Below are 21,378 nucleotides of genomic sequence, written 5' to 3' on the forward strand. Positions count from 1 at the left end.
AACCCAACATGAACTCGACCGTCATTGCCACCCAGTCCAGCGGGCGCTGGCTGGGCCGTTTCGATGCGATGCCGCCGCTGGCATGGCTTGCGCTGCAAGCGGCGGCGCTGTGGCCGCACTGGCGCTGGGCCGCGGCGCGCGTGATGGACGGGTCCGACGACCCGCTCGGCCTCGCCGCGCTGCTGGCCTTGCTGTGCGTCGTCGCTAGGCTGGAGCCGCAACTGCGTGGCGCGCCGAAGCCGGGCTGGCTCGCGGCGTCGCTCGTCGCCACCGCGGGCGCCACGCTGGCCGTGTTCGCGGCGCCGCCGCTGATCGGTGCTCTGCTGGCGGCGTTGGCGCTGGCCTTGGGCCTGCGCTCCTTCATGCCTTCGGGCCACGCGGTGCTGCCGATGGCGGGGCTCGCGGTGCTGTCACTGCCGGTGGTGTCGTCGCTGCAGTTCTATGCCGGCTTTCCGCTGCGCGTGGTGACGGCGCAGCTGAGCACCTGGCTGTTGCAAGCGGCGGGCTTCGTCGCCGAGCGCAGCGGCACGGCGATGCAGGTTGAAGGCCGGCTGGTCATCGTCGACGCGCCGTGCTCCGGTGTGCAGATGGTGTGGATGGCGTACTTCTGCGCTTGCGCCGTGGCGGCCTTCAGTGGCCTGCGCGACCGGCAGCTGCTGGCACGCCTGCCGTGGGTCGGCGTGATGGTGCTGAGCGGCAACGTGCTGCGCAACAGCGTGCTGGTGGCGCTCGAAGCACAGCGAGACGCCGTGTCGGAGTCCGTGCACCAGGGCGTCGGCCTGGTCGTGCTGACGCTGGTGTGCGCCGGTGTGGTGATGGTGATCCGCGGAGGCCGCGATGAGCACGCTTGACGGGTGGTGGAGCAAGCCGCTCTTCGCCGCCGTGCTCGCGGCCTGCGCGCTCGCGCCGTTGGCGCAGCGCCCGGCGGCGGGCAGTGGCGAGACGGCAGTGCAGGCGGCCGAGTGGCCCGCCACCTGGGAAGGCCGCCGGCTGCGTCCGCTCGCGCTGAGCACGGTCGAGACGCGCTTCGCATCGCAGTTCCCGGGCCGCATCGCGCGCCTCACGGACGACGAGCAGGTGATCGTGCTGCGCGAGGTGCGCCAGCCGACACGCATGTTGCACCCTGCGGCCGACTGCTACCGCGGCCTCGGCTACCGCATCCAGCAAGCGCAGCTCGAACGCGATGCGCAGCAAGGCCTGTGGCGCTGCTTCGTCGCCGAACGCGACGGCAAGCGCCTGCGCGTGTGCGAGCGCATTGTCGATGCGCAGGGCCGCACCTACACCGACGCGTCGAGCTGGTTCTGGGCGGCGCAACTGGGCCAATCCACCGGCCCCTGGCAAGCCATCACGACCGCCTGGTCGTTGTGAATCAAGGCGAGGGCATTGTGAACAAATGGGTCAAGCTTTTCTTCGGTCTGTTGCTGGGCCTGCTGCTTAGCCTGGCGCTGGTGCTCGCAGGCGTTCTGCGGGCATTGAAGCCGGCGGCGGGCGAATGGACGCACAGTGTGCAGATCGGGCCTTGGCAGCGCGACGTCAGCGTGCCGGCCGTGCTGCGCATCGCGAGCCACCCCTTCACGCTGCACCTGCTCGCAGGCCGCACGCTGCGTACGCCGTACGGTGCGGTGCAGTGGGAAGCGCTGGCCGCGCCCAACACCTGGCGTGGCGTGTGTGCGCCCTGCACGCTGCATGTAGGTGAGCTCGGCCGTGAGGCGATGCGTGTTTCGCGCATCGAGTTCAACGTGGTGCCCGACATCGAGATGAACCTGCAGGGCAGCTTCGCGCTCGGCGATGCGCCGCAGGCACTGCACGGCCGTTGGTCCTCGCGTGTCGAGCGCGATCAGCTCACGTTGAACTTCAGCATCGTCGACGAGCCGGTTCTGCGCGCCTTCGCCTTGTTCAAGCAAGACATTCCCGTGGCCCGTGCGCAGATCGATGGCCGCCTGAGCGTGAAAGCGCAGTGGCGCCTGCCGTCGAATGAGTTCACGCTGAAGCCGCGTGTCGACGGTCTGCGTGTCGCGGGCCTGGGCACCGACGCGCTGGCCGATGCGCTGCCGGCCTGCGGGGCTGCTGCCGACTTCGGCGCCTGGCTGCCGCGCGCGGTGATCGCGGCCGAAGACCAGCGCTTCTACGAGCACCCGGGCTACGACCTGGCCGAGATCGTCGCCGCCTGGTCCACGCACCAGCGGTCGGGCGACACGCTGCATGGGGCGAGCACGTTGTCACAGCAGCTCGCCAAGCTCGTCTACACCGGCGACGACCGCAGCCACGGCCGCAAGCTGCGCGAGCTGCTCTACGCGGTCGAACTCGATCGCAATCTCGGCAAGGCGCGCGTGCTCAACCTTTACCTTGCGATGGCGCCCTGGGGTGATGGTCAGTGCGGAGCCCACGCCGCGGCGAAACACTTCCTGAACAAGTCAGCAGACCAACTCTCACCGATGGAAGCCGTGTGGCTGGCCACGCTGCTGCACAACCCTGATCGCGAGCTCGCCCGCTTGGCGCGTGACGGGCAGGTGAATGTGCAGCGCGTCGCCTGGGTGGCCGATCAGCTGCGGCCGGTGGCCCGGCGCGAGCGGGAGGCACTGCTCGATGCCGCGCAGCGGTGGCAGCCGCCGCGCCCGGCACTCACATCCGCGATGGCTGTATCGGCGTCTCGGGCAGCGGCTGGCCGCTGAGCCAGTGAGTCGCCAGCGTCGCGATGTTCTGAGCCTGAGCGGCTTCCCACACGACCTCCGGCGGGACGACACGCGTGCCTGGGGGTGAGCTGGACAGCCGGGCCGCCAGTTCGGCAGCGAACTGCGCGACCTTGGCGACGCGCACTGGCCGCTCGCGTTGCGGCACCATCATCTGCAGCTGCGAGAGCATCCAGTGCGCGAGCCGCTGCGCCGGATGGTCGTGGCGCTCATGGTTGGGCGCCTGCGCCGAGCGCATGAACACCAGGTGTTCGAAGCCCAGCGTGGCGACGGCGTGTTCATCAAGGCTCGCAAGCCCGCGTTTCAGCGCGTCGGGCAGGCTGGCCTGCGCGTGCGGCATCACGACAAGCAGGTGCCGCACACCGCGCGATTGCAACCAGGCGGCCAAGACAGGCAGCTGCTCCGGCTGCGGCTTCATGAAAGCGTCTTCGCGCCCGTTGACGCCACGCTGGCGGTCGAACACCACGACGGCCGTGCGGTCGAGCGCCGCGTTCGGCGCCAACGCCTCGCCCCACATCACCGAGACCAGCCCGCGCAAGGCCGCCTGCACCGGCTGCGTGACCAGCACGCTCACCTGCGCGAAGTGCCGCGCCCCAAGCAACTGCTCCAGCAGTGCAGAGCCGAGCGCGCCACCGCCGCCGGCCACCAAAACACGCGGGCCGGCAGCGCGCCGGTGAACGGGCGGTGCGTGGCCGGCACGTAGGGCGTCGTGGATCAAGGACATGGCTGCCAGTATCCCCTCGCTCTTGAAATGCAGGGGCGCCGCCGCACCTTGGCCCCGGGGTAGCATGCGCGCTGCCACTTGCAAGAAGGACACATGATGATTCGCAGACTCTGGCTCGCCGCCTTCGCATTCGCTGCCACGCTGGGCTTGAGCGGCTGCGGCTACAACGACTTCCAGCGGCTCGACGAGCAGACCAAGGCCGCCTGGGCCGAGGTGCTCAACCAGTACCAGCGCCGCTCCGACCTGATCCCCAACATCGTGGCCACGGTGAAGGGCGAGGCCAATTTCGAGCAGGAGACGCTGACGAAAGTGGTGGAGGCGCGCGCCAAGGCCACCAGCATCCAGGCCACGCCGGAGCTGATCAACAACCCGGCTGCGTTCGACAAGTTCCAGAAGGCACAGGGCGAACTGAGCGGCGCCTTGAGCCGCCTGCTCGCTGTCACCGAGAACTACCCCAACCTGAAGGCCAATGCGGCTTTCCAGGACCTGCGGGTGCAGCTCGAGGGCACGGAGAACCGCATCACCGTGGCGCGCAACCGCTTCATCAAGGCGGTGGCCGAGTACAACGTGCTGGCACGCAGCTTCCCGACCAACCTGACCGGCAAGATGTTCGGCTACTCGCCCAAGCCCAGCTTCACGGTGCAGAACGAAGCCGAGATATCGACGCCGCCGGCGGTCAACTTCGACAAGCCCGCCTCGAAGTAAGGTGACGATGCGCTGGCTGCTCGCCTGCTTGGTGGCGCTGTGGATGGCGCCGCTGCACGCGCAAGACGTGCTGCCGGTGCCGCCGCTGTCGGGCCGCGTGGTGGACACGACCAGCACGCTCACGCCGGTGCAGGTGCAGGCGCTCACCGCCAAGCTGGCCAAGGTGGAGCAGGAGCGCGGTTCGCAGGTCGTGGTGCTGATCGTTCCCACCACGCAGCCTGAAGACATCGCGTCTTACGCGCAGCGCATCGGCGAGGCCTGGAAGATCGGCCGCAAGGACGTGGGCGACGGGCTGCTGATCGTGGTCGCGAAGAACGACCGCGCGGTGTGGATCACGGTGGCCAAGGCGCTCGAAGGCGCCGTGCCCGATCTCGCCGCCAAGCAGATCATCGAGGAGCGCATCATCCCGGCCTTCAAGGCGGGCGACTACGCCGGCGGCCTCAACGCCGCAGTCGATCGTCTGGCTGCGCGCATCGGCACCGAAGGCCTGCCCGAGCCTTCTGCACGCAAGAGCACCCGGTCCGCACGCTCCGGCTTCGACCTGGAAGACATGGCGATCTTCTTCTTCGTCGGTGTGCCGGTTCTCGGTGCGGTGTTGACGGGCATCTTCGGCCGCAAGCTCGGTTCGCTGGTGACGGCAGGCGCCGCGGGCGGGGTGGGCTGGTTCCTGACGACCAGCATGCTGTTGGCCGCGGGGGCGGGCATCGTCGCGCTGATCCTCGTGGGTGTGTTCGGCGTCGGCTCGCGCCGGGGTGGCGGCATGCCCGTCATCTGGGGCGGTGGGGGCGGTGGAGGTGGATTCGGCGGCGGGGGCGGTGGAGGTGGCGGCTTCAGCTCAGGCGGTGGCGGCGACTTCGGCGGCGGTGGTGCCGGCGGGCGGTGGTGAGCATGAACCGCTGGCTGCGCATCTTCAAACACCGCTGGCTCGACGAAGCCGATGCACGCCGCGCGCTCGGTGCCCCCGCGCTCAAGCAATTGCAAGAGCGCGTGGCTGCGAGCGAGCGGCAGCACAGTGGCGAGATTCGCCTGTGCATCGAGGCGAGCCTGCCGCTGTCCTACCTGTGGCGCAACGCGAGCGCGCGTGAGCGTGCGGTGGCCCTGTTCGGCAAGCTGCGCGTGTGGGACACGGAGCACAACAATGGCGTGCTGATCTACCTGCTGCTGGCCGAGCATGCGATCGAGATCGTGGCCGACCGCGGCCTGAACCGCGTAGTCGATGCGGCGCAGTGGCGTGCGTTGACCGACGGCATGGCCGAGGCTTTCCGTGCCGGCCGCTACGAGGCGGGGCTGAACGACGCGGTCGATGCGGTGGGTGCGCTGCTGACCTGGCATTTTGGTGTCGAGGCGCATGTGGCAAATCCCAATGAGCTGCCTGACGCACCTGTGGTCCAGTAGGCGCCTCGCGCCACGCTTTTGGAGAACCTGATGAAATCTCGCCTTCCTCGCGGTGCCCTGGGCGGCATGCTCATGGTGTGCGCCGCCGCCGCGCAGGCGCAGTCTGCGCCGCCATCCCCACCCATCAAGCCGGGGCTGTGGCAGGTGCAGACGGACAACATGAGCGACGGCAAGAAGGTGCCGGACATGGGCGCCCAGCTGAAGACCATGCCGCCCGACATGCGCAAGCGCATGGAAGACAACATGAAGCAGCACGGCATCGACATGAGCGGTGGCCCGGGCCAGATGAAGATGTGCATGACACGCGAGTCGCTCGACTCGGGCAAGTGGCAAGGCCAGCAGACCCGCTGCAAGACCGACTTCAACACCGGCGGCAGCCTCTGGAAGTGGCGGTCCACCTGCGACCAGCCGCCGTCGGTGACCGATGGCGAAGCGGCATTCACGAGCGCCGAGGCCTACACCGTCAAGAGCAGCACGACGATGACGATGCAGGGCAAAGAGCACCTGTCGAAGATGACGCTCAACGCCAAGTGGCTGGGTGCCGACTGCGGCGACCTGAAGCCGTTTTCACCGCCGACGGCGCCTGCACACAAGGCCAAGCCCTGAGGGGCTGCGTCAGGCCGTCAGATCAATCGGCCATCGATGTCCACTTGCTGCTGCTCGCGGCTGACTCGATCACCTTCTCGATGAAGCGCACGCCGCGCGCACCGTCGCCGAGCGTGGGGTAGTCGGCGTCGAGTGGGTCGGCCGTTGTGCCGGCCAGACGAGCGCGGATGTCGGCGGCCACGCCGAGGTAGATGTTGGCGAAGGCCTCGATGAAGGCCTCGGGGTGGCCCGCCGGGATGCGGACCGCGCGCTTGGCCGCCTCGCTCAGCCACGGCGAGCCACGCGTGAGGATGCGCTTCGGCCCGTCGATCGGCGAATGCACCAGCTGGTTCGGGTCTTCCTGCCGCCAGTCGAGCGAGCCGAGGCTGCCGAACACACGCAGGCGAATGTCGTTCTCGCAGCCGGTCTCTACCTGCGAGGCCATCAGCACGCCACGCGCGCCATTGCTCAGGCGCAGCAGCAGGCTGGCATCGTCGTCGAGCCGGCGGCCGGGAATGAAGGCGGTGAGGTCGGCGCACAGGCTCTCGATGCCGAGGCCCGTGACGGTGCAAAGCAGGTTCTCGGCATGCGTGCCCACGTCGGCCAGCGCGCCGCCGGGGCCGCTGCGGGCGGGGTCGGTGCGCCAGGCGCCGCTGCTGTCGCCGGTAGCGATCTGCGGGGCCAGCCAGCCCTGGTGGTATTCGACGATCACCTTGTGAATGGCGCCGATGGCGCCGGCCTTCACCATGGCGCGCGCTTCGCGCACCATCGGGTAGCCGGTGTAGTTGTGCGTCACGCCAAACACCGTGCCGGCACGCGCGGTGGCCTGCAGCAGGTCTTGCGCCTGCGCGCTGGTGTGCACGAGGGGTTTGTCGCACACCACATGGATGCCGGCTTCGGTAAAGGCCTTGGCCACCGGGTAGTGCAGGTCGTTGGGCGTGACGATGGAGACGAAGTCGATGCGCTCCTCGGGCGGACGCTTCAGCTCGTCCGCGAGCAAGGCCTGCCAGCTGGTGTGGTTGCGTGCATCGGGCAGGCGCAGGTCGCGCCCCGAGGCAAGCGCCTTGTCCGCTTGCGATGAGAGCGCGGCCGACACCAGCTGCATCTGCCCGTCGAGCGCCATGGCGGCGCGGTGCACGCTGCCGATGAAGGCGCCGCGGCCACCGCCCACCATCGCGTAGCGCAGGGTCCGGTTCGTTGAATCGCTCATGAGAATGCCTGTGGTTCGTGGCGAAGGTGACGTGGATGTCGAGCTGCTGGTTCGAGGCGCGGGCATGTCTTGCACGCCCGCGCCCTGGGTACTCAGAACGGCGAGTTGGGGAAGTAGAAGTCTTTTGCGTTGTCCTTGGTGATAAGAACAGACGGAATGATCGTCGTGGCCGGCAGCTTGTCGTTCTTCAGTCGCGCTTCAGCGGTGAGCTTGATCGCGTCGTAGATGAACTTCGGCGAGTACGACACGTTGGCCTGGATGCGTGGGTCCTTGCCGTCCATCAGCGTCTTGATCATGCCCTTGGCACCGGCGCCGCCGAACACGATCTTGATGTCGGTGCGCTTGGCCTGGTCGATGGCCTTGAGCACGCCCACGGCCATGTCATCGTCGGCCGCCCACACGGCGTCGATCTGCTTGAAGCGCGTCAGGTAGTCCTGCATCGTCTTGAAGGCGTCGTCGCGATTCCAGTTGGCGTACTTGGCGTCGAGCAGCTTGATGTCGGGGCTGCCCTTGATGGCGGCGTTGAACGCGTCCATGCGCTCGTTGTCGAGCGTGGTGGCGATGCCGCGCATGGCGACGATGTTGCCTTTGCCGCCGAGCGCCTTCACCAGGTATTCGCCGGGGATCCTGCCGAAGGCGGTGTTGTCGCCGGCGACATACGCGTCTTGCGCGCTCGTGTCGGTGAGGCCCCGGTCGACCACCGTCACGTACACGCCCTTGCCCTTGACTTGAGCCACCGGCTTGGTGAGCGCCGCGGACTCGAAGGGGAACACGACCAGCGCGTTGATCTTGCTGGCGGTCACCAGGTCTTGCAGCTGGTTGGCCTGCTCGCCCGCGTTGGCGGCGGTCTTGATGGTGATCTTGAGGTCGGGGTGGGCCTTCTCGAGTTCCTTCTTCGCTTCGTTGGCCCACCAGACGATGCCGCCGGTGAAGCCGTGCGTGGCGGCAGGGATGGCAACGCCGAGGTTGACCTTGTTTTGCGCAAAGGCGCCGGATGCAAAGCTGAGCGCGCCGGCCGCGGTGGCGGCAATGGCGAGCAGGCGAACAGCGAATTTCATGGTGTTGTCTCCGTTTTTTGATGGAAGGAAAGAAGCGCAGCCTGTCGCTGCAGTGGGGAAGCGAGGAAAAGCCTTGTCATCGCGATCAGCGCTGGCGCCGCTGCATGAAGGCCACGACGATGATCACGAAGCCCTGCACCGCCGCGTTGAGGTACACGCTGATGATGCTGGTGAGGTTGAGGATGTTGCTGATGACCGAGAGCAGCACCGCGCCGACCACGGTGCCGGTGATGCTGCCGGCGCCGCCCTTGAGCGCCGTGCCGCCGACGATCACCGCTGCGATCGCCTCCAGCTCCCACAGCAGGCCGGTGGTGGGTGACGCCGAGCCGAGACGCGGCACGTAGAGCAAGGTCGCAATGCCGACGCACACGCCGAGCAGCACGTAGGTGATGACCTTGATGCGGTCGACGTCGACCGCGGCATAGCGCGCCACCTGTTCGTTGGAGCCGATGGCCTGCACGTAGCGGCCGTAGGCGGTGCGGTTGAGGATCACGCCGCCCAGCGCCGCGACACCGATGAACACCCAGACGGGGATCGGCACGCCGAGCAGGCTTGCGTAATAGACGGGCCCGTAGGCATCGGCGAGTGTGTTGTCGAGCGTGATCGCGCCGCCGTTGGAGAAGTACGTGAGATAGGCGCGAAAGATGCCGAGCGTGCCCAGCGTCACGATGAAGGGCTCGATGCGGCCCTTGGTGATCAGCAACCCATGGGCGAGCCCGAATAGCGCGCCCAGGATCAGCGCGAAACCCATGCCCAGCGCTACCACGAGTACGGGCGAGGCGATGGAGTCCGCGATGGCGTTCATGAAGAGGATCACGCTGCCGGCGATCAGCGCCGCCATCGAGCCCACCGACAGGTCGATGCCGCCGGAGATGATGACGAAGCACATGCCCACCGCGATGATGCCGATGAAGGCCGTGCGCGTGAGCAGGTTCATCGCGTTGTCGAGCGTCGCGAAATCGCTGTTGAGCAGCGTGCCGGCGATGCACAGTAGCACCAGCCCGGCCACAGGACCGAGGCCGTGCAGGCGGGCGCGCCAGCGTGCTGGCTGTCGGGCCACGGCGGGTGCGACAGCCGCGTCAATGCGTTCCGGTGGCATGGGCGATGAGCTCCTCTTCGGTCAATTGGGTGGCGTCCAGCGTGGCCTGCAGGCGGCCGCCCCGCATCACCACGACGCGGTGGCACAGACCGATCAGCTCCATCAACTCGGACGAGATCACGATCACTGCGCGGCCTTCGTGCGCGAGGCGCTGAATCAGGAAATAGATGTCGCGCTTGGCACCCACGTCGACACCGCGGGTCGGCTCGTCGAGCACGACCACGCGCGGATCGGGGTGCAGGACCTTGGCGAGCGCGAGCTTCTGCTGGTTGCCGCCAGAGAGCGATGAAGCGGGTGCGTCGAGGTTGCCGGTGCGGATGCCGAAGGCGTCAACCGCACCGCGCAGCGCCTGCTGTTCGGCCACCGGCCGCAGCCAGGGGCGGGCGTAACGCTTGAGCGCCATCAGCGTGAGGTTTTCGCGCAGGCCGAAGCGCACGTGCAGGCCCTTGCCCTTGCGGTCTTCGCTCAGGTAGGTCAGACCCTTGTCAGCCGCCTCGCGCGGGTTACGCAGGCGCACTGGCTCGCCGCCGATCTCGAGCTGGCCCGTGCAGGGGCGCAGGCCGAGCAGGCCTTCGAACAGCTCGGTACGACCGGCGCCGACGAGGCCGGCGAAACCGAGGATCTCGCCGGGGCGCACGTCGAAGCTGATGTCTTCTGCCCAGCCCGGCACGCGGAGGTGCTTGGCTTCGAGGAGTGGTGCTGCGCCCGCGGGCGGCGGCTCCTTGGGCGGGAAGAGATCGGCCAGCTCGCGCCCGACCATCAGCTGCGCCATCTGGTGGCGTGTGAGCTTGGCGGTGGCCTCGCGCGCCACGAAGCGGCCGTCGCGCATGACGATCACTTCGTCGGTGACGCGCTCCACTTCGTCGAGCTTGTGCGAGATGTAGAGGAGGGTCACGCCGTCGGCCTTGAGCTGCGCCATCAGCGTGAACAGGCGCTCGGTTTCGCCGAGCGTGAGCGTGGCGGTGGGCTCGTCCATGATCAGCAGGCGCGCCTTGCGTGCGAGCGCGCGGGCGATCTCGACCAGCTGCTTCTCGGCGACGATGAGGTGCTTGACCAGTGTGTCGGGGCTGGCCTGGAGGCCGACCTGCTGCAGCACACGGGCCGACTCGGCGCGCATCGCGTCGTCGTCGAGCAGCCAGCCGCGCTTGCGCTCGTGGCCGAGGAAGATGTTTTGCGCGATCGTCAGGTCTTCGGCGAGGTTGAACTCCTGGTGGATCAGCACGATGCCCGCGGCTTCGGCCGCGCGCGAGCCGCTGAAGCTCATCGGCTGGCCGTTGATGCGCATCTCGCCGCCGCTCATCTGCTCGTAGCCTGCAAGGATCTTCATCAGCGTCGATTTGCCGGCGCCGTTTTCGCCGAGCACGCCGATCACGCGGCCGGGCTCAAGCGCGAAGCTCACGCCGTGCAGCACCTGCACCGGGCCGAAGGCCTTGCGCAGATCGATGAACTCGACGGCGACGCTCATGACACGACACCTCGCGCCTTCATCGTCTCGTGCATCGCCAGCACGCCGGCGCCGATCACGCCGGCCTGTTCGCCGAGCGGTGTGTACTGGATCTCGAGATGGCGTGTGGAAAGGGCCAGCGAGCGGTGGTAGACGCTCTGCCGCAACGAGGCCAGGAACAGCGGGCCGATGCGCGTGATGCCGCCGCCGATGAACACATGCGATGGGTTGAAGAAGTTGACGATGCTGGCGAGCATCTGGCCGATCAAGGCGCCGGCGCGTTGCACGATGGCGTTCGAGGCCGCGTCGCCTGCTCGGCTGGCCTGGCCGACATCGAACGGCGTGATCGTGCCGCGCTCAGCCAACACGGCGGCGAGCATCGGGCTCTCGCCAGCCCGGGCCGCTTCGATGGCTTGCGCGGCGATCGCGGGGCCGCCGGCCATCGACTCCACGCAGCCGAGGTTGCCGCAGTGGCAGCGCGGGCCGTGCGGGTCGACGCAGATGTGGCCGACGTCGCCGGCCGACCCATTCGCGCCGCGGTAGACCTCGCCGTGGCAGACGATGCCGCAGCCGATACCGGTGCCGATCTTGATCACGAGAAAGTTCTGCAGGCCGCGCTGTAGCCGCCACAGCTCGCCGAGCGCCATCAGGTTGACATCGTTGTCGACGAAGACGGGCGCGCTGTAGTCGGCACGCAGGTCGTCGCGGATGGAGAAGCTGTCCCACTCGGGCATCAGCGGCGGGTTGACGAGTTGGCCGGTTTCGAAATCGACCGGCCCTGGCACACCGATGCCGATGGCGACGACATCGCGCGCCGTCTTGCCGCATTGCGCCAACAGCTCGGCCATCAGCGCACGCACGCGTGACAGCACGAGGCCGGGGCCGCGGCGCACGTCCGCGGCCTCACGGTGGCTGGCCAGCACTTGCAGGTCTGGTGTGAGCACGGCCACCTCGAGGCCGGTGGCGCCGAGATCGGCACCGAGCAGCACACCCAGCCCGTGATGGAGCCGCAGCGTCTCGGGTCGACGGCCTCCGGACGAACTTTGCAGTCCGGCTTCTTCCAGCAGGCCCTGGTCGAGCAGGCCTGCCACGGTGGCGTTCGCACGTGTCTTGGAGAAGGACGCCCGGTTGGCGAGCGCGTCGCGCGAAAGTCCGCCACACCAGAACACGCTGTCCAGCACGGTCAGTTCACTGCCCGACAAGTCGGTCCAAGGGCTCATCTTGTCTCCTGATGGCCATCTGACGTGGCTCGATCAGGGCATGCTAGGCGTCCAACTTCAGCCAGGCAAGATCGATGTTCGAACCATTTCGGGTCGATTGGCTAAGCGAGAGGAGAACTGCAGGCAAGAAAAAACCCGCAGCTGCTTGGCAGGTGCGGGTTGGTCGTTCGGCACAGGCCGACGCGAGGTATTACTTCTTCATGAAGCGGCGCAGCGCAGCCACTTGAGCGGCGAGGGCCACCAGTTCGTTCTGGATCTTGGCTTGGTCGAGTTCGCTCTTGGCGTTCTTGAGCGCTTCTTCGGCAAGCTTCTGAGCCTCGACGGCCTTGGCTTCGTCCAGGTCCTTGCCGCGGATCGCGGTGTCGGCGAGCACGGTGACCGTGCCTGGCTGCACTTCGAGAATGCCGCCGGCCACGAACACGAACTCTTCCTGGTCGTTGTCAGCGCGCTGGATGCGCACCGCGCCCGGCTTGATGCGAGTGATCAAAGGCGTGTGGCGCGGGTAGATCCCGAGCTCGCCCAGTTCACCCGGCAAGGCGACGAACTTCGCTTCGCCGGAGAAGATGCTTTCTTCGGCTGAGACGACGTCTACGTGCAGGGTTGCCATGGTCGTTCCTTATTGGATCTTCTTGGCTTTCTCGAAAGCCTCATCGATGGTGCCAACCATGTAGAAGGCCTGCTCGGGCAGCGAGTCGCACTCACCGGCCACGATCATCTTGAAGCCGCGGATGGTTTCCTTCAGTGGCACGTACTTGCCGGGCGAGCCGGTGAACACTTCGGCCACGTGGAATGGCTGGCTCAGGAAACGCTGGATCTTCCGGGCGCGGGCCACGGCCAGCTTGTCTTCGGGAGCCAGTTCGTCCATGCCGAGAATCGCGATGATGTCGCGCAGTTCCTTGTAGCGCTGCAGCGTGCCTTGCACCGCGCGGGCGGTGTTGTAGTGGTCTTCGCCGACAACGTTCGGGTCGAGCTGGCGCGAGGTCGAGTCGAGCGGATCCACGGCGGGGTAGATGCCCAGCGAAGCGATGTCACGCGACAGCACGACGGTCGAGTCCAAGTGGGCGAAGGTCGTGGCTGGCGACGGGTCAGTCAAGTCGTCCGCGGGAACGTAAACAGCTTGAATCGAGGTGATCGAGCCAACCTTGGTCGATGTGATGCGCTCCTGCAGGCGGCCCATTTCTTCGGCCAGCGTCGGCTGGTAGCCCACGGCGGAAGGCATGCGGCCCAGCAGCGCCGACACTTCGGTACCGGCCAGCGTGTAGCGATAGATGTTGTCGACGAAGAAGAGCACGTCCTTGCCTTCGTCGCGGAACGATTCGGCGATGGTCAGGCCGGTCAGCGCCACGCGCAGTCGGTTGCCCGGAGGCTCGTTCATCTGGCCGTAGACCATGGCGACCTTGGAGTCTTCGAGCTTCTCTTGATTCACGACACCCGAGTCGGACATCTCGTGATAGAAGTCGTTGCCTTCACGGGTGCGCTCACCTACGCCTGCGAAGACCGACAAGCCGCTGTGCGCCTTGGCGATGTTGTTGATGAGTTCCATCATGTTCACGGTCTTGCCGACACCGGCGCCGCCGAACAGGCCAACCTTGCCGCCCTTGGCGAACGGGCAGACCAAGTCGATCACCTTGATGCCGGTTTCGAGCAGGTCTTGCGACGGGCTCAGCTCGTCATAAGCCGGCGGCTTGCGGTGGATGGACATCGTGAGCTCCTGGCTCACGGGGCCACGCTCGTCGATGGGCGCGCCCAGCACGTCCATGATGCGGCCGAGCGTTGCGCGGCCGACCGGCACCATGATGGGCTTGTCGGTGTTGCTCACCGTCAGGCCGCGGCGCAGGCCGTCGGAGGAACCCAGCGCAATGGTGCGCACCACGCCGTCGCCCAGCTGCTGCTGCACTTCGAGCGTCAGGTTGGAGCCTGCCAACTTCAGTGCGTCGTAGACCTTGGGCATCGCGTCGCGGGGGAACTCAACGTCCACCACCGCGCCAATGCACTGAACAATTTTGCCGTCAGCCATGTTCGTATCCTTTGAAAGTCGAATTCTTGATGCTCAAACTGCGGCCGCACCGGCCACGATTTCAGACAGTTCTTTGGTGATCGCCGCTTGCCGCGTCTTGTTGTAGACCAGCTTCAGCTCGGCAATCACGTTGCCGGCGTTGTCGGTCGCAGCCTTCATGGCCACCATGCGCGCCGCATGCTCAGACGCCATGTTCTCGGCCACGGCCTGGTACACCAGTGCCTCGGTGTAGCGAACCAGCAGCTCGTTGATCACCGAAGGTGCATCAGGCTCGTAGATGTAGTCCCAGCCGTGCTGGGCCTTGTCCACGGCCATGCTCTCGGCCGACAGTGGCAGCAGCTGCTGGATCACCGGCTCTTGCCGCATGGTGTTGATGAAGCGGTTGTAGCAAACATGCACCGCGCTCAGCTTGCCCTCGGCATAAGCGTCGAGCAGCACCTTGACGGGGCCGATCAGCTTGTCGAGGTGCGGGCGATCACCGAGGTGCGTGACCTGCGAAACCACCGGAATGCCGACCCGGTTCATGAAACCCAGGCCCTTGTTGCCGATGGCCACAGACTGGGCCTTCACCGAACGGCTTTCGTTTTCTCTGAGCTTGGCAGTGACCATGCGCAGCAGGTTGCTGTTCAAGCCACCGCACAGGCCCTTGTCGGTGGTCACCACGATGAAGCCCGCGGGCTTGGTGCTGTCGTTAGCCACCATGAACGCGTGCTTGTACTCGGGCGTGGCCTGCGCCAGGTTGGCGGCCAGGCTGCGGATCTTGTCGGCGTACGGTCGGGCGTGGCGCATGCGCTCCTGCGCCTTGCGCATCTTCGACACCGAGATCATCTCCATGGCCTTGGTGATCTTCTTGGTGTTCTCCACCGATTTGATCTTGCCGCGTATCTCTTTTCCTGCTGCCATGACGGAAGCTCCTTTCGATTTATCCGATCACCCTGAGGTATCGAAGGGCAGGGGTCAGGCGAAGGACTTCTTGAAGGCAGCCACGGCAGCGGACAGCTCGGCTTCAGCTTCCTTGTCGAGTTGCTTGGTGTCTTCGATCTTCTTCAAGAGCGCAGCATGGCTGGACTTCAGGAACTGTTGCAGACCGGCTTCGAAGGCCAGAATCTTCTTCACTTCGACGTCGTCCATGAAGCCCTTGTTCACGGCGAACAGCGTCGCGCCCATCAGGCTGATCGGCTGCGGCGAGTACTGGGCCTGCTTCAGCAATTCCGTCACGCGCGCGCCGCGGTCGAGCTGCTTGCGGGTGGCTTCGTCGAGGTCGGAGGCGAACTGCGCAAACGCGGCCAGTTCACGGTACTGCGCCAAGTCGGTACGGATGCCGCCCGACAAGCCCTTGATCACCTTGGTCTGGGCCGACGAGCCCACGCGTGACACCGAGATACCGGCGTTGATGGCGGGGCGGATACCGGCGTTGAACAGCGAGGTTTCCAGGAAGATCTGGCCGTCGGTGATCGAGATCACGTTGGTCGGCACGAAGGCCGACACGTCACCGGCTTGCGTCTCGATGATCGGGAGCGCCGTCAGCGAACCGGTCTTGCCCTTGACTTCGCCCTTGGTGAAGGCTTCGACGTAATCGGCGTTCACGCGAGCGGCACGCTCCAGCAGGCGGCTGTGGAGATAGAACACGTCGCCGGGGTAGGCTTCGCGGCCTGGTGGGCGGCGCAGCAGCAGCGAGACCTGGCGGTAGGCCACGGCTTGCTTGGACAAGTCGTCGTACACGATCAGTGCGTCTTCGCCGCGGTCGCGGAAGTACTCGCCCATGGTGCAGCCCGAATAGGCCGACACGTACTGCATCGCGGCCGATTCGGCGGCGGTTGCGGCCACGACGATGGTGTATTCCATCGCGCCGTTGGCTTCGAGCGCGCGCACCACGTTCTTGACCGACGACGCCTTCTGGCCGATCGCAACGTAGATGCAGGTCATGTTCTGACCCTTCTGATTGATGATCGCGTCGATGGCCACGGCGGTCTTGCCGGTCTGGCGGTCGCCGATGATCAGCTCGCGTTGGCCACGGCCGATTGGCACCATGGAGTCAATCGACTTCAGGCCGGTCTGCATCGGCTGGTCAACGGATTTACGTGCGATCACGCCCGGAGCGATCTTCTCGATCGGGGCTGTCAGCTTGGCGTTGATCGGGCCTTTGCCGTCGATCGGTTGACCCAGCGCGTTGACCACACGGCCTTTGAGCTCGGGGCCCACGGGCACTTCGAGAATGCGGCCGGTGCACTTGACCGTGTCGCCTTCGGAGATGTGCTCGTACTCGCCCAGAATCACCGAGCCGACCGAGTCGCGCTCGAGGTTCAGTGCCAGGCCGTAGGTGGGCTGGCCATCGGAGCCGGCGGGGAATTCCAGCATTTCCCCCTGCATCACGTCCGACAGGCCGTGAATGCGGCAGATGCCGTCGGTCACCGAAACGACGGTGCCTTGGTTGCGGATGTCAGCCGAGCTGCCGAGGCCTTCGATGCGGCTCTTGATCAGTTCGGAAATTTCTGCGGGATTCAGGTTCATTGCTTTCTCCGGTCCGCGGGCTGCTGGAGCCTGCTGGTTCAGACGCTGTCGCTCACGGGTTTCAAGCCGTCAGCGCCACCTTCATTTGTTCAAGACGGGCTTTGACGGAGGTGTCGAGCACCTCGTCACCGACCACCACTCGGATGCCACCGATCAACTCGGGCTCCACCTGCACGCTCGCATTGAGCTTGCGACCGAAGCGCTTTTCCAGCGAGCCAACGACAGCAGCGAGTTGCGCCGCATCGATCGGGAAGGCGCTGAAGACCTTGGCATCCGACACCCCCGAGCGCGAGTTCACCAGCGCATGAAACTGCTGTGCCACTTCCGGCAAGGCAGCCAGGCGGCCGTTCTCGATCACCGTGCGCAGAAGGTTCTTGATGCTGTCCGACAGCGGTGCCTTGACGACACCAGTGATGACATCAAACACCTGCTGCGTACCCGTCTTCGGGTTGTCGGCGAACTGACGCATCTGCGCGTCGGCGGCAACACCGGCAATCGCATCGAGCTGCTCGGTGCTTTGCTTCAGGTCACCCTTGATGGCTACCTGGAACAGAGCTTCGGCATAAGGCCGGGCGATGGTTGCAAGCTCGGCCATGGTCAGAGCTCGGTCTTCAGGCGGTTCAACAGATCGGCGTGAACGCCGGCGGTGACTTCCTTGCGCAGGATCGCTTCGGCACCCTTTACTGCCAGTGCGGCGACTTGCTCGCGCAGGGCTTCGCGGGCCTTGATCGACTCTTGAGCCGCTTCGGCCTTTGCATTGGCGACGATCTTGGCGCCTTCTTCGCTGGCGCGAGACTTGGCGTCTTCGATCATCGACTGAGCCAGGCGCTCGGCATCAGCCAGACGCTGCGCGGTTTCATTGCGCGCCGCGGTCAGTTGCTCTTCCACACGCTTGTTGGCGAGAGAGAGCTCGGACTTGGCCTTGTCGGCGGCCGACAAGCCGTCGGCAATCTTTTGCGCACGTTCGTCGAGTGCCTTCACGATGGGCGGCCACACGAACTTCATCGTGAACCACACCAGGATCAGGAACACGATCAACTGCGCGATCAGCGTAGCGTTGATGCTCACGTTGGTGCCTCTAGGGGAAAGGACGAAACGAAAAGGAAGAGGTCTCGGCGGGGCCGAAACGACTTACTTCGGCAGGTTGGCGATCTGGGCCAGGAACGGGTTGGCCGTGGCGAACCACAGGGCGATACCGGTACCGATAATGAAAGCGGCGTCGATCAGACCTGCCAGCAGGAACATCTTGGTTTGCAGTTCGTTCATCAGCTCGGGCTGGCGGGCAGCCGATTCGAGGTACTTGCTGCCCATGATGCCGATGCCGATACAGGCGCCGACGGCACCCAGACCAATGATCAGGCCGGCGGCGAGGGCAACAAAGCTAATGACTTCCATGGTGACTCCTTTTGGGGTTTTGAGAGAAAGAGAAAAACAGAAACGAGAGCAAGCGAGATTCAGTGAGCGTCGTGTGCCTGACCGAGATAGACCAGGGTCAACATCATGAACACGAAGGCTTGCAGCGTGATGATCAGGATGTGGAAGATGGTCCACACCGTGCCTGCCACGAGGTGCCCGGCAAACAGGGCCAAGCCCGTGCCAGTGAGGGCAAAACCGCCGCCCATCAAGGCGATCAGCATGAAGATCAGTTCGCCGGCGTACATGTTGCCGAACAACCGCATGCCGTGAGAGACCGTCTTGGCGACGAACTCGACCATCTGGATGAAGAAGTTGAACGGATACAGGAACCACTTGTCGCCGAACGGTGCGGTGAAGAGTTCGTGGATCCAGCCGCCCAAGCCCTTGATCTTGACGTTGTAGAACAGGCACAGCAACAGCACGCCGAGCGACAGGCCCATGGTGATGGACAGATCGGCTGTCGGCACGACGCGCAGATAAGGCAGGCCGAGTGTGTGCTCGTTGACCCAGGGCAACAGATCGACGGGCAGCATGTCCATTGCGTTGAGCAGGAAGATCCACACGAACACCGTCAGCGCGAGCGGCGACACGAGCTTGCGGCTCTGCGCGTTGTGGACGATGCCCTTGGCTTGGCTGTCGACCATCTCGACCAGGATCTCGACGGCGGCCTGGAAACGACCCGGCCTGCCGGAGGTTGCCTTACGAGCGGCCAGCCACAGAAGCCAGCAGCCTATGGCGCCGAGCACCACGGTGAAAAAGACGGAATCGAGGTTGATGACCGAGAAGTCCACGACCCCGTGCTGAGGTTTGTTCTGCAGGTGGTGCAGGTGGTGAATGATGTATTCACCCGCGGAAGGGGCGTGTTCGTGGCCGGCGGTTTCCATGCTCAATCCTGCAACCTTGTCCAAGTTGTTTTGTCAGTCACCGGCGAGCCCGCCACGCAAGCGCCAGCCAGTTCACCTTCATGCACACCACCATCGTGATCAGCAACGCTGGCCAGCTCAGTTGGGGTACCACTCTGGCGGCAATCACCAACAAGGCGATCGCCACCGCAATCTTCAGCATTTCCCAGAACATGAAACCGACGGCGGCACCCACCGGGCTTCTTGTCCCCCTGGTCATCCCACGGGCCATCAAGGCCCCCGGAAGCACCACGGACAGCGCACCGTAGAGCGCCGACCAGGCTGCAGAGCTGCGTTGCGTGATGGCCCAGATGAGGGCGGCACACAGCAAACCGACGAGGGCCTGAACACCTACCACGCGCCATGGGGACACCATTGGCAGCTTGGCTTTCAGAGCCTTCGCTTCTTCGGGAGTCAGCGTCTTGAAGGACGTTGACTCCGCCTCATCTGCCTCCCAGGCACGGCCCACGGTATTGGTCATGGCTTGGGTTACAGGCGGTTGCAGCAAAGCCTCGGAATTATACGTGGAAACCCCTTCGCGCCCGGAAGGACCCGGAGGGGTGGTCTGGGATTACTGCGGAGCCTCGGCTCTGCAGCCCGAATTCGAAGCTGACGCGAAGATGATCAGCCGAAGGTGTTGGCGCACAAGCCAGGCACGTCGACGCGCATCGCGAGCACGCGACCGGCGAGTGGTTGCGCCTCGAGTTCGGCCCCGGGCCGGTTCTCTCTCGATGTTGTGATGTAGAGAGTCTTCAGATCGGGGCCACCAAAGCAGGGCATGGTCGCGCAGCGAACGGGCAGGCGGATTTCGCGATTCACTTTGCCGTCAGCCGACAGCCTCAGCAGCCGCTGACCCTCGAACATCGCCGCCCAATAGAAGCCTTCGGAATCGACAGCAGCCCCATCGGGCCGACCGCCATAGGTGTTGAGGTCTTGTTGGGCTTGCTTGACGGGGAAGCTTGCGAACACGCGCCGCGTGCCGAGCGTGCCGGCAGCCGCATCGAAATCGAATGCGTAGATGGCGTGCGCCTTCGTGTCGCTGCAATACAGAGTGCGTGCATCGGGACTCCAGCCCAGGCCGTTGCTGACGGTGATGTCGCCCAGCATGCGCGACAGATTGCCGGGCTCGTATCGATACAGCGCCGCCAGCGGTGGGTCGCGTGGCTCATAAATGGTCCCGACCCAGAAGCGGCCGCGCGGGTCGCACTTGCCATCGTTGAAGCGTTCCTTGCTTGCATCGTAGGGCGCGCTGGCGAGCGCTGTGCGCTCCCCACTGCGCGCATCGAAGCGCCACAGCCCGTCACGCATCGCCAGCAGCAAGGCGCCGTCGCGCATAGGCGCACAGCTCGCCACATCCGTGTCGAACAGCCAGCGGTCGTGGCGTGATGTGGCCGGGTCGAAGCGGTTCAGCGCGTGGCCGGGTATGTCGCACCAATACAGCACCTGCTCTATCGGGTGCCATAGCGGAGACTCGCCCAGCAGCGATGCGGGCGCATCAAGGGCGATGATGCGTTCATCAGCGGATGATGCAGTCATCACAGCAGGGCCACGTCGATCTTCATCCACGCTTCGGTGGTTTGGTCGGGCTGGAGCGTGAACAGGCCGTGGCCAGCCGGATCGGCCATGTGGATGGCGTCACTAACGTGGCTCACGGGCTCGACACAGAAGTATTCCTTGTCGTGCGGTGTGTAAATCACCAGGTAGCGCAGCGACGAAGTGAGTTGCAGCGAGAAGTGCTCGTCGCGGATGCTGGCCGGCCCCGTCCAACCTTCGAAGCAGTGGTCGAAGTCGAGGTGCGACACGCTGCCATCGATGCCCTGCTGGGCGACCTTGTGGGTGGGCAGTTGCGTCGCGTCGGATTCCCACCGAGCAGCCACCTCCATCTGCAGGTGGCTGCTCGCCCGTTTCGGGAAGTAGGGGTGCCACCCCAGGCCCACGGGTTGGGCGAGCTTTGCGGTGTTGGTGAACACGAGCCGCACGGCGAGCTGTTGCGACGTCAGGCTGAACTGCTGCGTCACTTCGAAAGGAAAGGGCCAGTGCTCGTCGGGCTGGTGCTCATAGCGCAACACCAGCTCGGCTGCACTGAACGACGTCACCTGCCAGGTGCGCAGCCAGGCCACACCATGCACCGAGTGCGGGTTGTCGCCGAAATTGGGTGCCGTGGTGTAGTGCTTGCTCTCCCAACTGAACCGCCGGTACCCCAGGCGATTGGAATACGGCACCAGCGGGTAGCTGGCCGACAGCCGAGAACTCATGAGTTCAGCCGGTTCCGTCGAGCGCATCAATGGCGTCGCGTGATGCCACAGGCCAGCGACGGAGCCACCTAGGCCGGGGCGAACGGCAAGGCGCAGCGCGCCGGAATGGAGTTCAAGGTGGTTGTTCGACGAGCCGGGCATGAGTTT

The 21,378-nt window shown here is 65.5% G+C and carries 24 protein-coding genes; 7 read left to right on the forward strand and 17 right to left on the reverse strand.

All coding sequences use genetic code 11. The annotated features are described in order from the left end of the window. Nucleotides 1-8: 8 nt before the first annotated feature. The 3 genes from xrtQ to AC1DYS_RS05435 are packed head-to-tail and all read left to right on the forward strand — an operon-like array spanning nt 9 to nt 2,672. A complete protein-coding gene (gene xrtQ / locus AC1DYS_RS05425; RefSeq protein ID WP_477896792.1) occupies nt 9-851 on the forward strand; it encodes an exosortase Q in 843 nt (280 codons plus the stop codon). After that, complete coding sequence (locus AC1DYS_RS05430) at nt 838-1,368, forward strand: hypothetical protein (protein WP_477896794.1); 531 nt, start codon at nt 838-840, stop codon at nt 1,366-1,368. Before xrtQ ends, AC1DYS_RS05430 begins: the two co-directional genes overlap by 14 nt. Nucleotides 1,369-1,385: 17 nt before the next feature. After that, a complete protein-coding gene (locus AC1DYS_RS05435; RefSeq protein WP_477896796.1) occupies nt 1,386-2,672 on the forward strand; it encodes a biosynthetic peptidoglycan transglycosylase in 1,287 nt (428 codons plus the stop codon). Here the strand turns inward: AC1DYS_RS05435 and AC1DYS_RS05440 are convergent. Continuing rightward, on the reverse strand, nt 2,623-3,414 hold the full coding sequence (locus AC1DYS_RS05440; protein ID WP_477896798.1) for a hypothetical protein: 792 nt from the start codon (nt 3,412-3,414) through the stop codon (nt 2,623-2,625). The genes AC1DYS_RS05435 and AC1DYS_RS05440 overlap by 50 nt on opposite strands. A 96-nt stretch (nt 3,415-3,510) precedes the next feature. Here AC1DYS_RS05440 and AC1DYS_RS05445 point away from each other — a divergent pair, with 96 nt between their 5' ends. Genes AC1DYS_RS05445 through AC1DYS_RS05460 form a run of 4 tightly spaced genes read left to right on the forward strand, consistent with a single transcriptional unit; the run spans nt 3,511 to nt 6,120 of the window. Continuing rightward, nucleotides 3,511-4,119 carry a LemA family protein gene (locus AC1DYS_RS05445; RefSeq protein WP_477897284.1) on the forward strand — a complete coding sequence of 203 codons (609 nt, stop codon included), beginning with the start codon at nt 3,511-3,513 and terminating at the stop codon, nt 4,117-4,119. 7 nt (nt 4,120-4,126) lie between these two features. Next, nucleotides 4,127-5,005: a TPM domain-containing protein gene (locus AC1DYS_RS05450; RefSeq protein WP_477897286.1), complete on the forward strand. Its 879-nt coding sequence runs from the start codon at nt 4,127-4,129 to the stop codon at nt 5,003-5,005. A 2-nt stretch (nt 5,006-5,007) separates the two neighbouring features. Further along, nucleotides 5,008-5,514 (forward strand): TPM domain-containing protein, encoded by a 507-nt coding sequence (locus AC1DYS_RS05455; RefSeq protein WP_477896800.1) that lies wholly within the window; start codon nt 5,008-5,010, stop codon nt 5,512-5,514. Nucleotides 5,515-5,544: 30 nt separating this feature from the next. After that, nucleotides 5,545-6,120 (forward strand): DUF3617 domain-containing protein, encoded by a 576-nt coding sequence (locus tag AC1DYS_RS05460; protein ID WP_477896802.1) that lies wholly within the window; start codon nt 5,545-5,547, stop codon nt 6,118-6,120. Between the two features lie 22 nt (nt 6,121-6,142). Here AC1DYS_RS05460 and AC1DYS_RS05465 read toward each other — a convergent pair whose 3' ends face one another. The 16 genes from AC1DYS_RS05465 to AC1DYS_RS05540 form a co-directional block, all read right to left on the reverse strand. Beyond that, entirely contained in the window at nt 6,143-7,309 is a 1,167-nt protein-coding gene (locus AC1DYS_RS05465; RefSeq protein WP_477896804.1) for a Gfo/Idh/MocA family protein, read from the reverse strand. 92 nt (nt 7,310-7,401) lie between these two features. Continuing rightward, nucleotides 7,402-8,367, reverse strand: coding sequence for a substrate-binding domain-containing protein (locus AC1DYS_RS05470; protein WP_477896806.1), 966 nt, complete (start codon nt 8,365-8,367; stop codon nt 7,402-7,404). 85 nt (nt 8,368-8,452) lie between these two features. Continuing rightward, a complete protein-coding gene (locus tag AC1DYS_RS05475; protein ID WP_477896808.1) occupies nt 8,453-9,466 on the reverse strand; it encodes an ABC transporter permease in 1,014 nt (337 codons plus the stop codon). Further along, the gene (locus AC1DYS_RS05480) at nt 9,447-10,931 is read right to left on the reverse strand and encodes a sugar ABC transporter ATP-binding protein (protein WP_477896810.1); all 1,485 of its coding nucleotides are present in this window, start codon (nt 10,929-10,931) and stop codon (nt 9,447-9,449) included. The genes AC1DYS_RS05475 and AC1DYS_RS05480 overlap by 20 nt, the downstream gene beginning before the upstream one ends. Next, on the reverse strand, nt 10,928-12,130 hold the full coding sequence (locus AC1DYS_RS05485) for an ROK family protein (protein ID WP_477896812.1): 1,203 nt from the start codon (nt 12,128-12,130) through the stop codon (nt 10,928-10,930). Before AC1DYS_RS05485 ends, AC1DYS_RS05480 begins: the two co-directional genes overlap by 4 nt. A gap of 190 nt (nt 12,131-12,320) precedes the next feature. Continuing rightward, entirely contained in the window at nt 12,321-12,737 is a 417-nt protein-coding gene (locus AC1DYS_RS05490; protein ID WP_047487553.1) for a F0F1 ATP synthase subunit epsilon, read from the reverse strand. Nucleotides 12,738-12,746: 9 nt separating this feature from the next. Then, nucleotides 12,747-14,147, reverse strand: coding sequence for a F0F1 ATP synthase subunit beta (gene atpD / locus AC1DYS_RS05495; RefSeq protein WP_047487550.1), 1,401 nt, complete (start codon nt 14,145-14,147; stop codon nt 12,747-12,749). A gap of 33 nt (nt 14,148-14,180) precedes the next feature. Beyond that, the gene (atpG, locus tag AC1DYS_RS05500; RefSeq protein ID WP_477896815.1) at nt 14,181-15,050 is read right to left on the reverse strand and encodes a F0F1 ATP synthase subunit gamma; all 870 of its coding nucleotides are present in this window, start codon (nt 15,048-15,050) and stop codon (nt 14,181-14,183) included. 54 nt (nt 15,051-15,104) lie between these two features. Then, on the reverse strand, nt 15,105-16,658 hold the full coding sequence (gene atpA, locus AC1DYS_RS05505; RefSeq protein ID WP_477896817.1) for a F0F1 ATP synthase subunit alpha: 1,554 nt from the start codon (nt 16,656-16,658) through the stop codon (nt 15,105-15,107). Between the two features lie 61 nt (nt 16,659-16,719). Next, nucleotides 16,720-17,253, reverse strand: coding sequence for a F0F1 ATP synthase subunit delta (locus AC1DYS_RS05510; protein ID WP_477896819.1), 534 nt, complete (start codon nt 17,251-17,253; stop codon nt 16,720-16,722). 2 nt (nt 17,254-17,255) lie between these two features. Further along, on the reverse strand, nt 17,256-17,726 hold the full coding sequence (locus tag AC1DYS_RS05515) for a F0F1 ATP synthase subunit B (protein ID WP_477896821.1): 471 nt from the start codon (nt 17,724-17,726) through the stop codon (nt 17,256-17,258). A 63-nt stretch (nt 17,727-17,789) separates the two neighbouring features. Beyond that, nucleotides 17,790-18,053 carry a F0F1 ATP synthase subunit C gene (gene atpE, locus AC1DYS_RS05520; RefSeq protein ID WP_047487532.1) on the reverse strand — a complete coding sequence of 88 codons (264 nt, stop codon included), beginning with the start codon at nt 18,051-18,053 and terminating at the stop codon, nt 17,790-17,792. Between the two features lie 59 nt (nt 18,054-18,112). Next, nucleotides 18,113-18,958 carry a F0F1 ATP synthase subunit A gene (gene atpB, locus AC1DYS_RS05525; RefSeq protein WP_477896823.1) on the reverse strand — a complete coding sequence of 282 codons (846 nt, stop codon included), beginning with the start codon at nt 18,956-18,958 and terminating at the stop codon, nt 18,113-18,115. Between the two features lie 37 nt (nt 18,959-18,995). Continuing rightward, entirely contained in the window at nt 18,996-19,457 is a 462-nt protein-coding gene (locus AC1DYS_RS05530) for an ATP synthase subunit I (protein ID WP_477896825.1), read from the reverse strand. A gap of 143 nt (nt 19,458-19,600) precedes the next feature. Continuing rightward, nucleotides 19,601-20,512 (reverse strand): SMP-30/gluconolactonase/LRE family protein, encoded by a 912-nt coding sequence (locus AC1DYS_RS05535; RefSeq protein WP_477896827.1) that lies wholly within the window; start codon nt 20,510-20,512, stop codon nt 19,601-19,603. Next, entirely contained in the window at nt 20,512-21,372 is an 861-nt protein-coding gene (locus AC1DYS_RS05540) for an aldose 1-epimerase (protein WP_477896829.1), read from the reverse strand. Before AC1DYS_RS05540 ends, AC1DYS_RS05535 begins: the two co-directional genes overlap by 1 nt. Nucleotides 21,373-21,378: the final 6 nt, after the last annotated feature.

It is taken from the genome of Rhizobacter sp. P2_G4 (genome assembly GCF_056403575.1).

Bases quoted from the DNA above. Each gene is read 5' to 3' on its own strand.
- xrtQ (WP_477896792.1), top strand. From the start codon at position 9: ATGAACTCGACCGTCATTGCCACCCAGTCCAGCGGGCGCTGGCTGGGC.
- AC1DYS_RS05430 (WP_477896794.1), top strand. From the start codon at position 838: ATGAGCACGCTTGACGGGTGGTGGAGCAAGCCGCTCTTCGCCGCCGTG.
- AC1DYS_RS05440 (WP_477896798.1), bottom strand. From the start codon at position 3,414: ATGTCCTTGATCCACGACGCCCTACGTGCCGGCCACGCACCGCCCGTT.
- AC1DYS_RS05445 (WP_477897284.1), top strand. From the start codon at position 3,511: ATGATTCGCAGACTCTGGCTCGCCGCCTTCGCATTCGCTGCCACGCTG.
- AC1DYS_RS05450 (WP_477897286.1), top strand. From the start codon at position 4,127: ATGCGCTGGCTGCTCGCCTGCTTGGTGGCGCTGTGGATGGCGCCGCTG.
- AC1DYS_RS05455 (WP_477896800.1), top strand. From the start codon at position 5,008: ATGAACCGCTGGCTGCGCATCTTCAAACACCGCTGGCTCGACGAAGCC.
- AC1DYS_RS05460 (WP_477896802.1), top strand. From the start codon at position 5,545: ATGAAATCTCGCCTTCCTCGCGGTGCCCTGGGCGGCATGCTCATGGTG.
- AC1DYS_RS05465 (WP_477896804.1), bottom strand. From the start codon at position 7,309: ATGAGCGATTCAACGAACCGGACCCTGCGCTACGCGATGGTGGGCGGT.
- AC1DYS_RS05470 (WP_477896806.1), bottom strand. From the start codon at position 8,367: ATGAAATTCGCTGTTCGCCTGCTCGCCATTGCCGCCACCGCGGCCGGC.
- AC1DYS_RS05475 (WP_477896808.1), bottom strand. From the start codon at position 9,466: ATGCCACCGGAACGCATTGACGCGGCTGTCGCACCCGCCGTGGCCCGA.
- AC1DYS_RS05480 (WP_477896810.1), bottom strand. From the start codon at position 10,931: ATGAGCGTCGCCGTCGAGTTCATCGATCTGCGCAAGGCCTTCGGCCCG.
- AC1DYS_RS05485 (WP_477896812.1), bottom strand. From the start codon at position 12,130: ATGAGCCCTTGGACCGACTTGTCGGGCAGTGAACTGACCGTGCTGGAC.
- AC1DYS_RS05490 (WP_047487553.1), bottom strand. From the start codon at position 12,737: ATGGCAACCCTGCACGTAGACGTCGTCTCAGCCGAAGAAAGCATCTTC.
- atpD (WP_047487550.1), bottom strand. From the start codon at position 14,147: ATGGCTGACGGCAAAATTGTTCAGTGCATTGGCGCGGTGGTGGACGTT.
- atpG (WP_477896815.1), bottom strand. From the start codon at position 15,050: ATGGCAGCAGGAAAAGAGATACGCGGCAAGATCAAATCGGTGGAGAAC.
- atpA (WP_477896817.1), bottom strand. From the start codon at position 16,658: ATGAACCTGAATCCCGCAGAAATTTCCGAACTGATCAAGAGCCGCATC.
- AC1DYS_RS05510 (WP_477896819.1), bottom strand. From the start codon at position 17,253: ATGGCCGAGCTTGCAACCATCGCCCGGCCTTATGCCGAAGCTCTGTTC.
- atpE (WP_047487532.1), bottom strand. From the start codon at position 18,053: ATGGAAGTCATTAGCTTTGTTGCCCTCGCCGCCGGCCTGATCATTGGT.
- atpB (WP_477896823.1), bottom strand. From the start codon at position 18,958: ATGGAAACCGCCGGCCACGAACACGCCCCTTCCGCGGGTGAATACATC.
- AC1DYS_RS05530 (WP_477896825.1), bottom strand. From the start codon at position 19,457: ATGACCAATACCGTGGGCCGTGCCTGGGAGGCAGATGAGGCGGAGTCA.
- AC1DYS_RS05535 (WP_477896827.1), bottom strand. From the start codon at position 20,512: ATGACTGCATCATCCGCTGATGAACGCATCATCGCCCTTGATGCGCCC.
- AC1DYS_RS05540 (WP_477896829.1), bottom strand. From the start codon at position 21,372: ATGCCCGGCTCGTCGAACAACCACCTTGAACTCCATTCCGGCGCGCTG.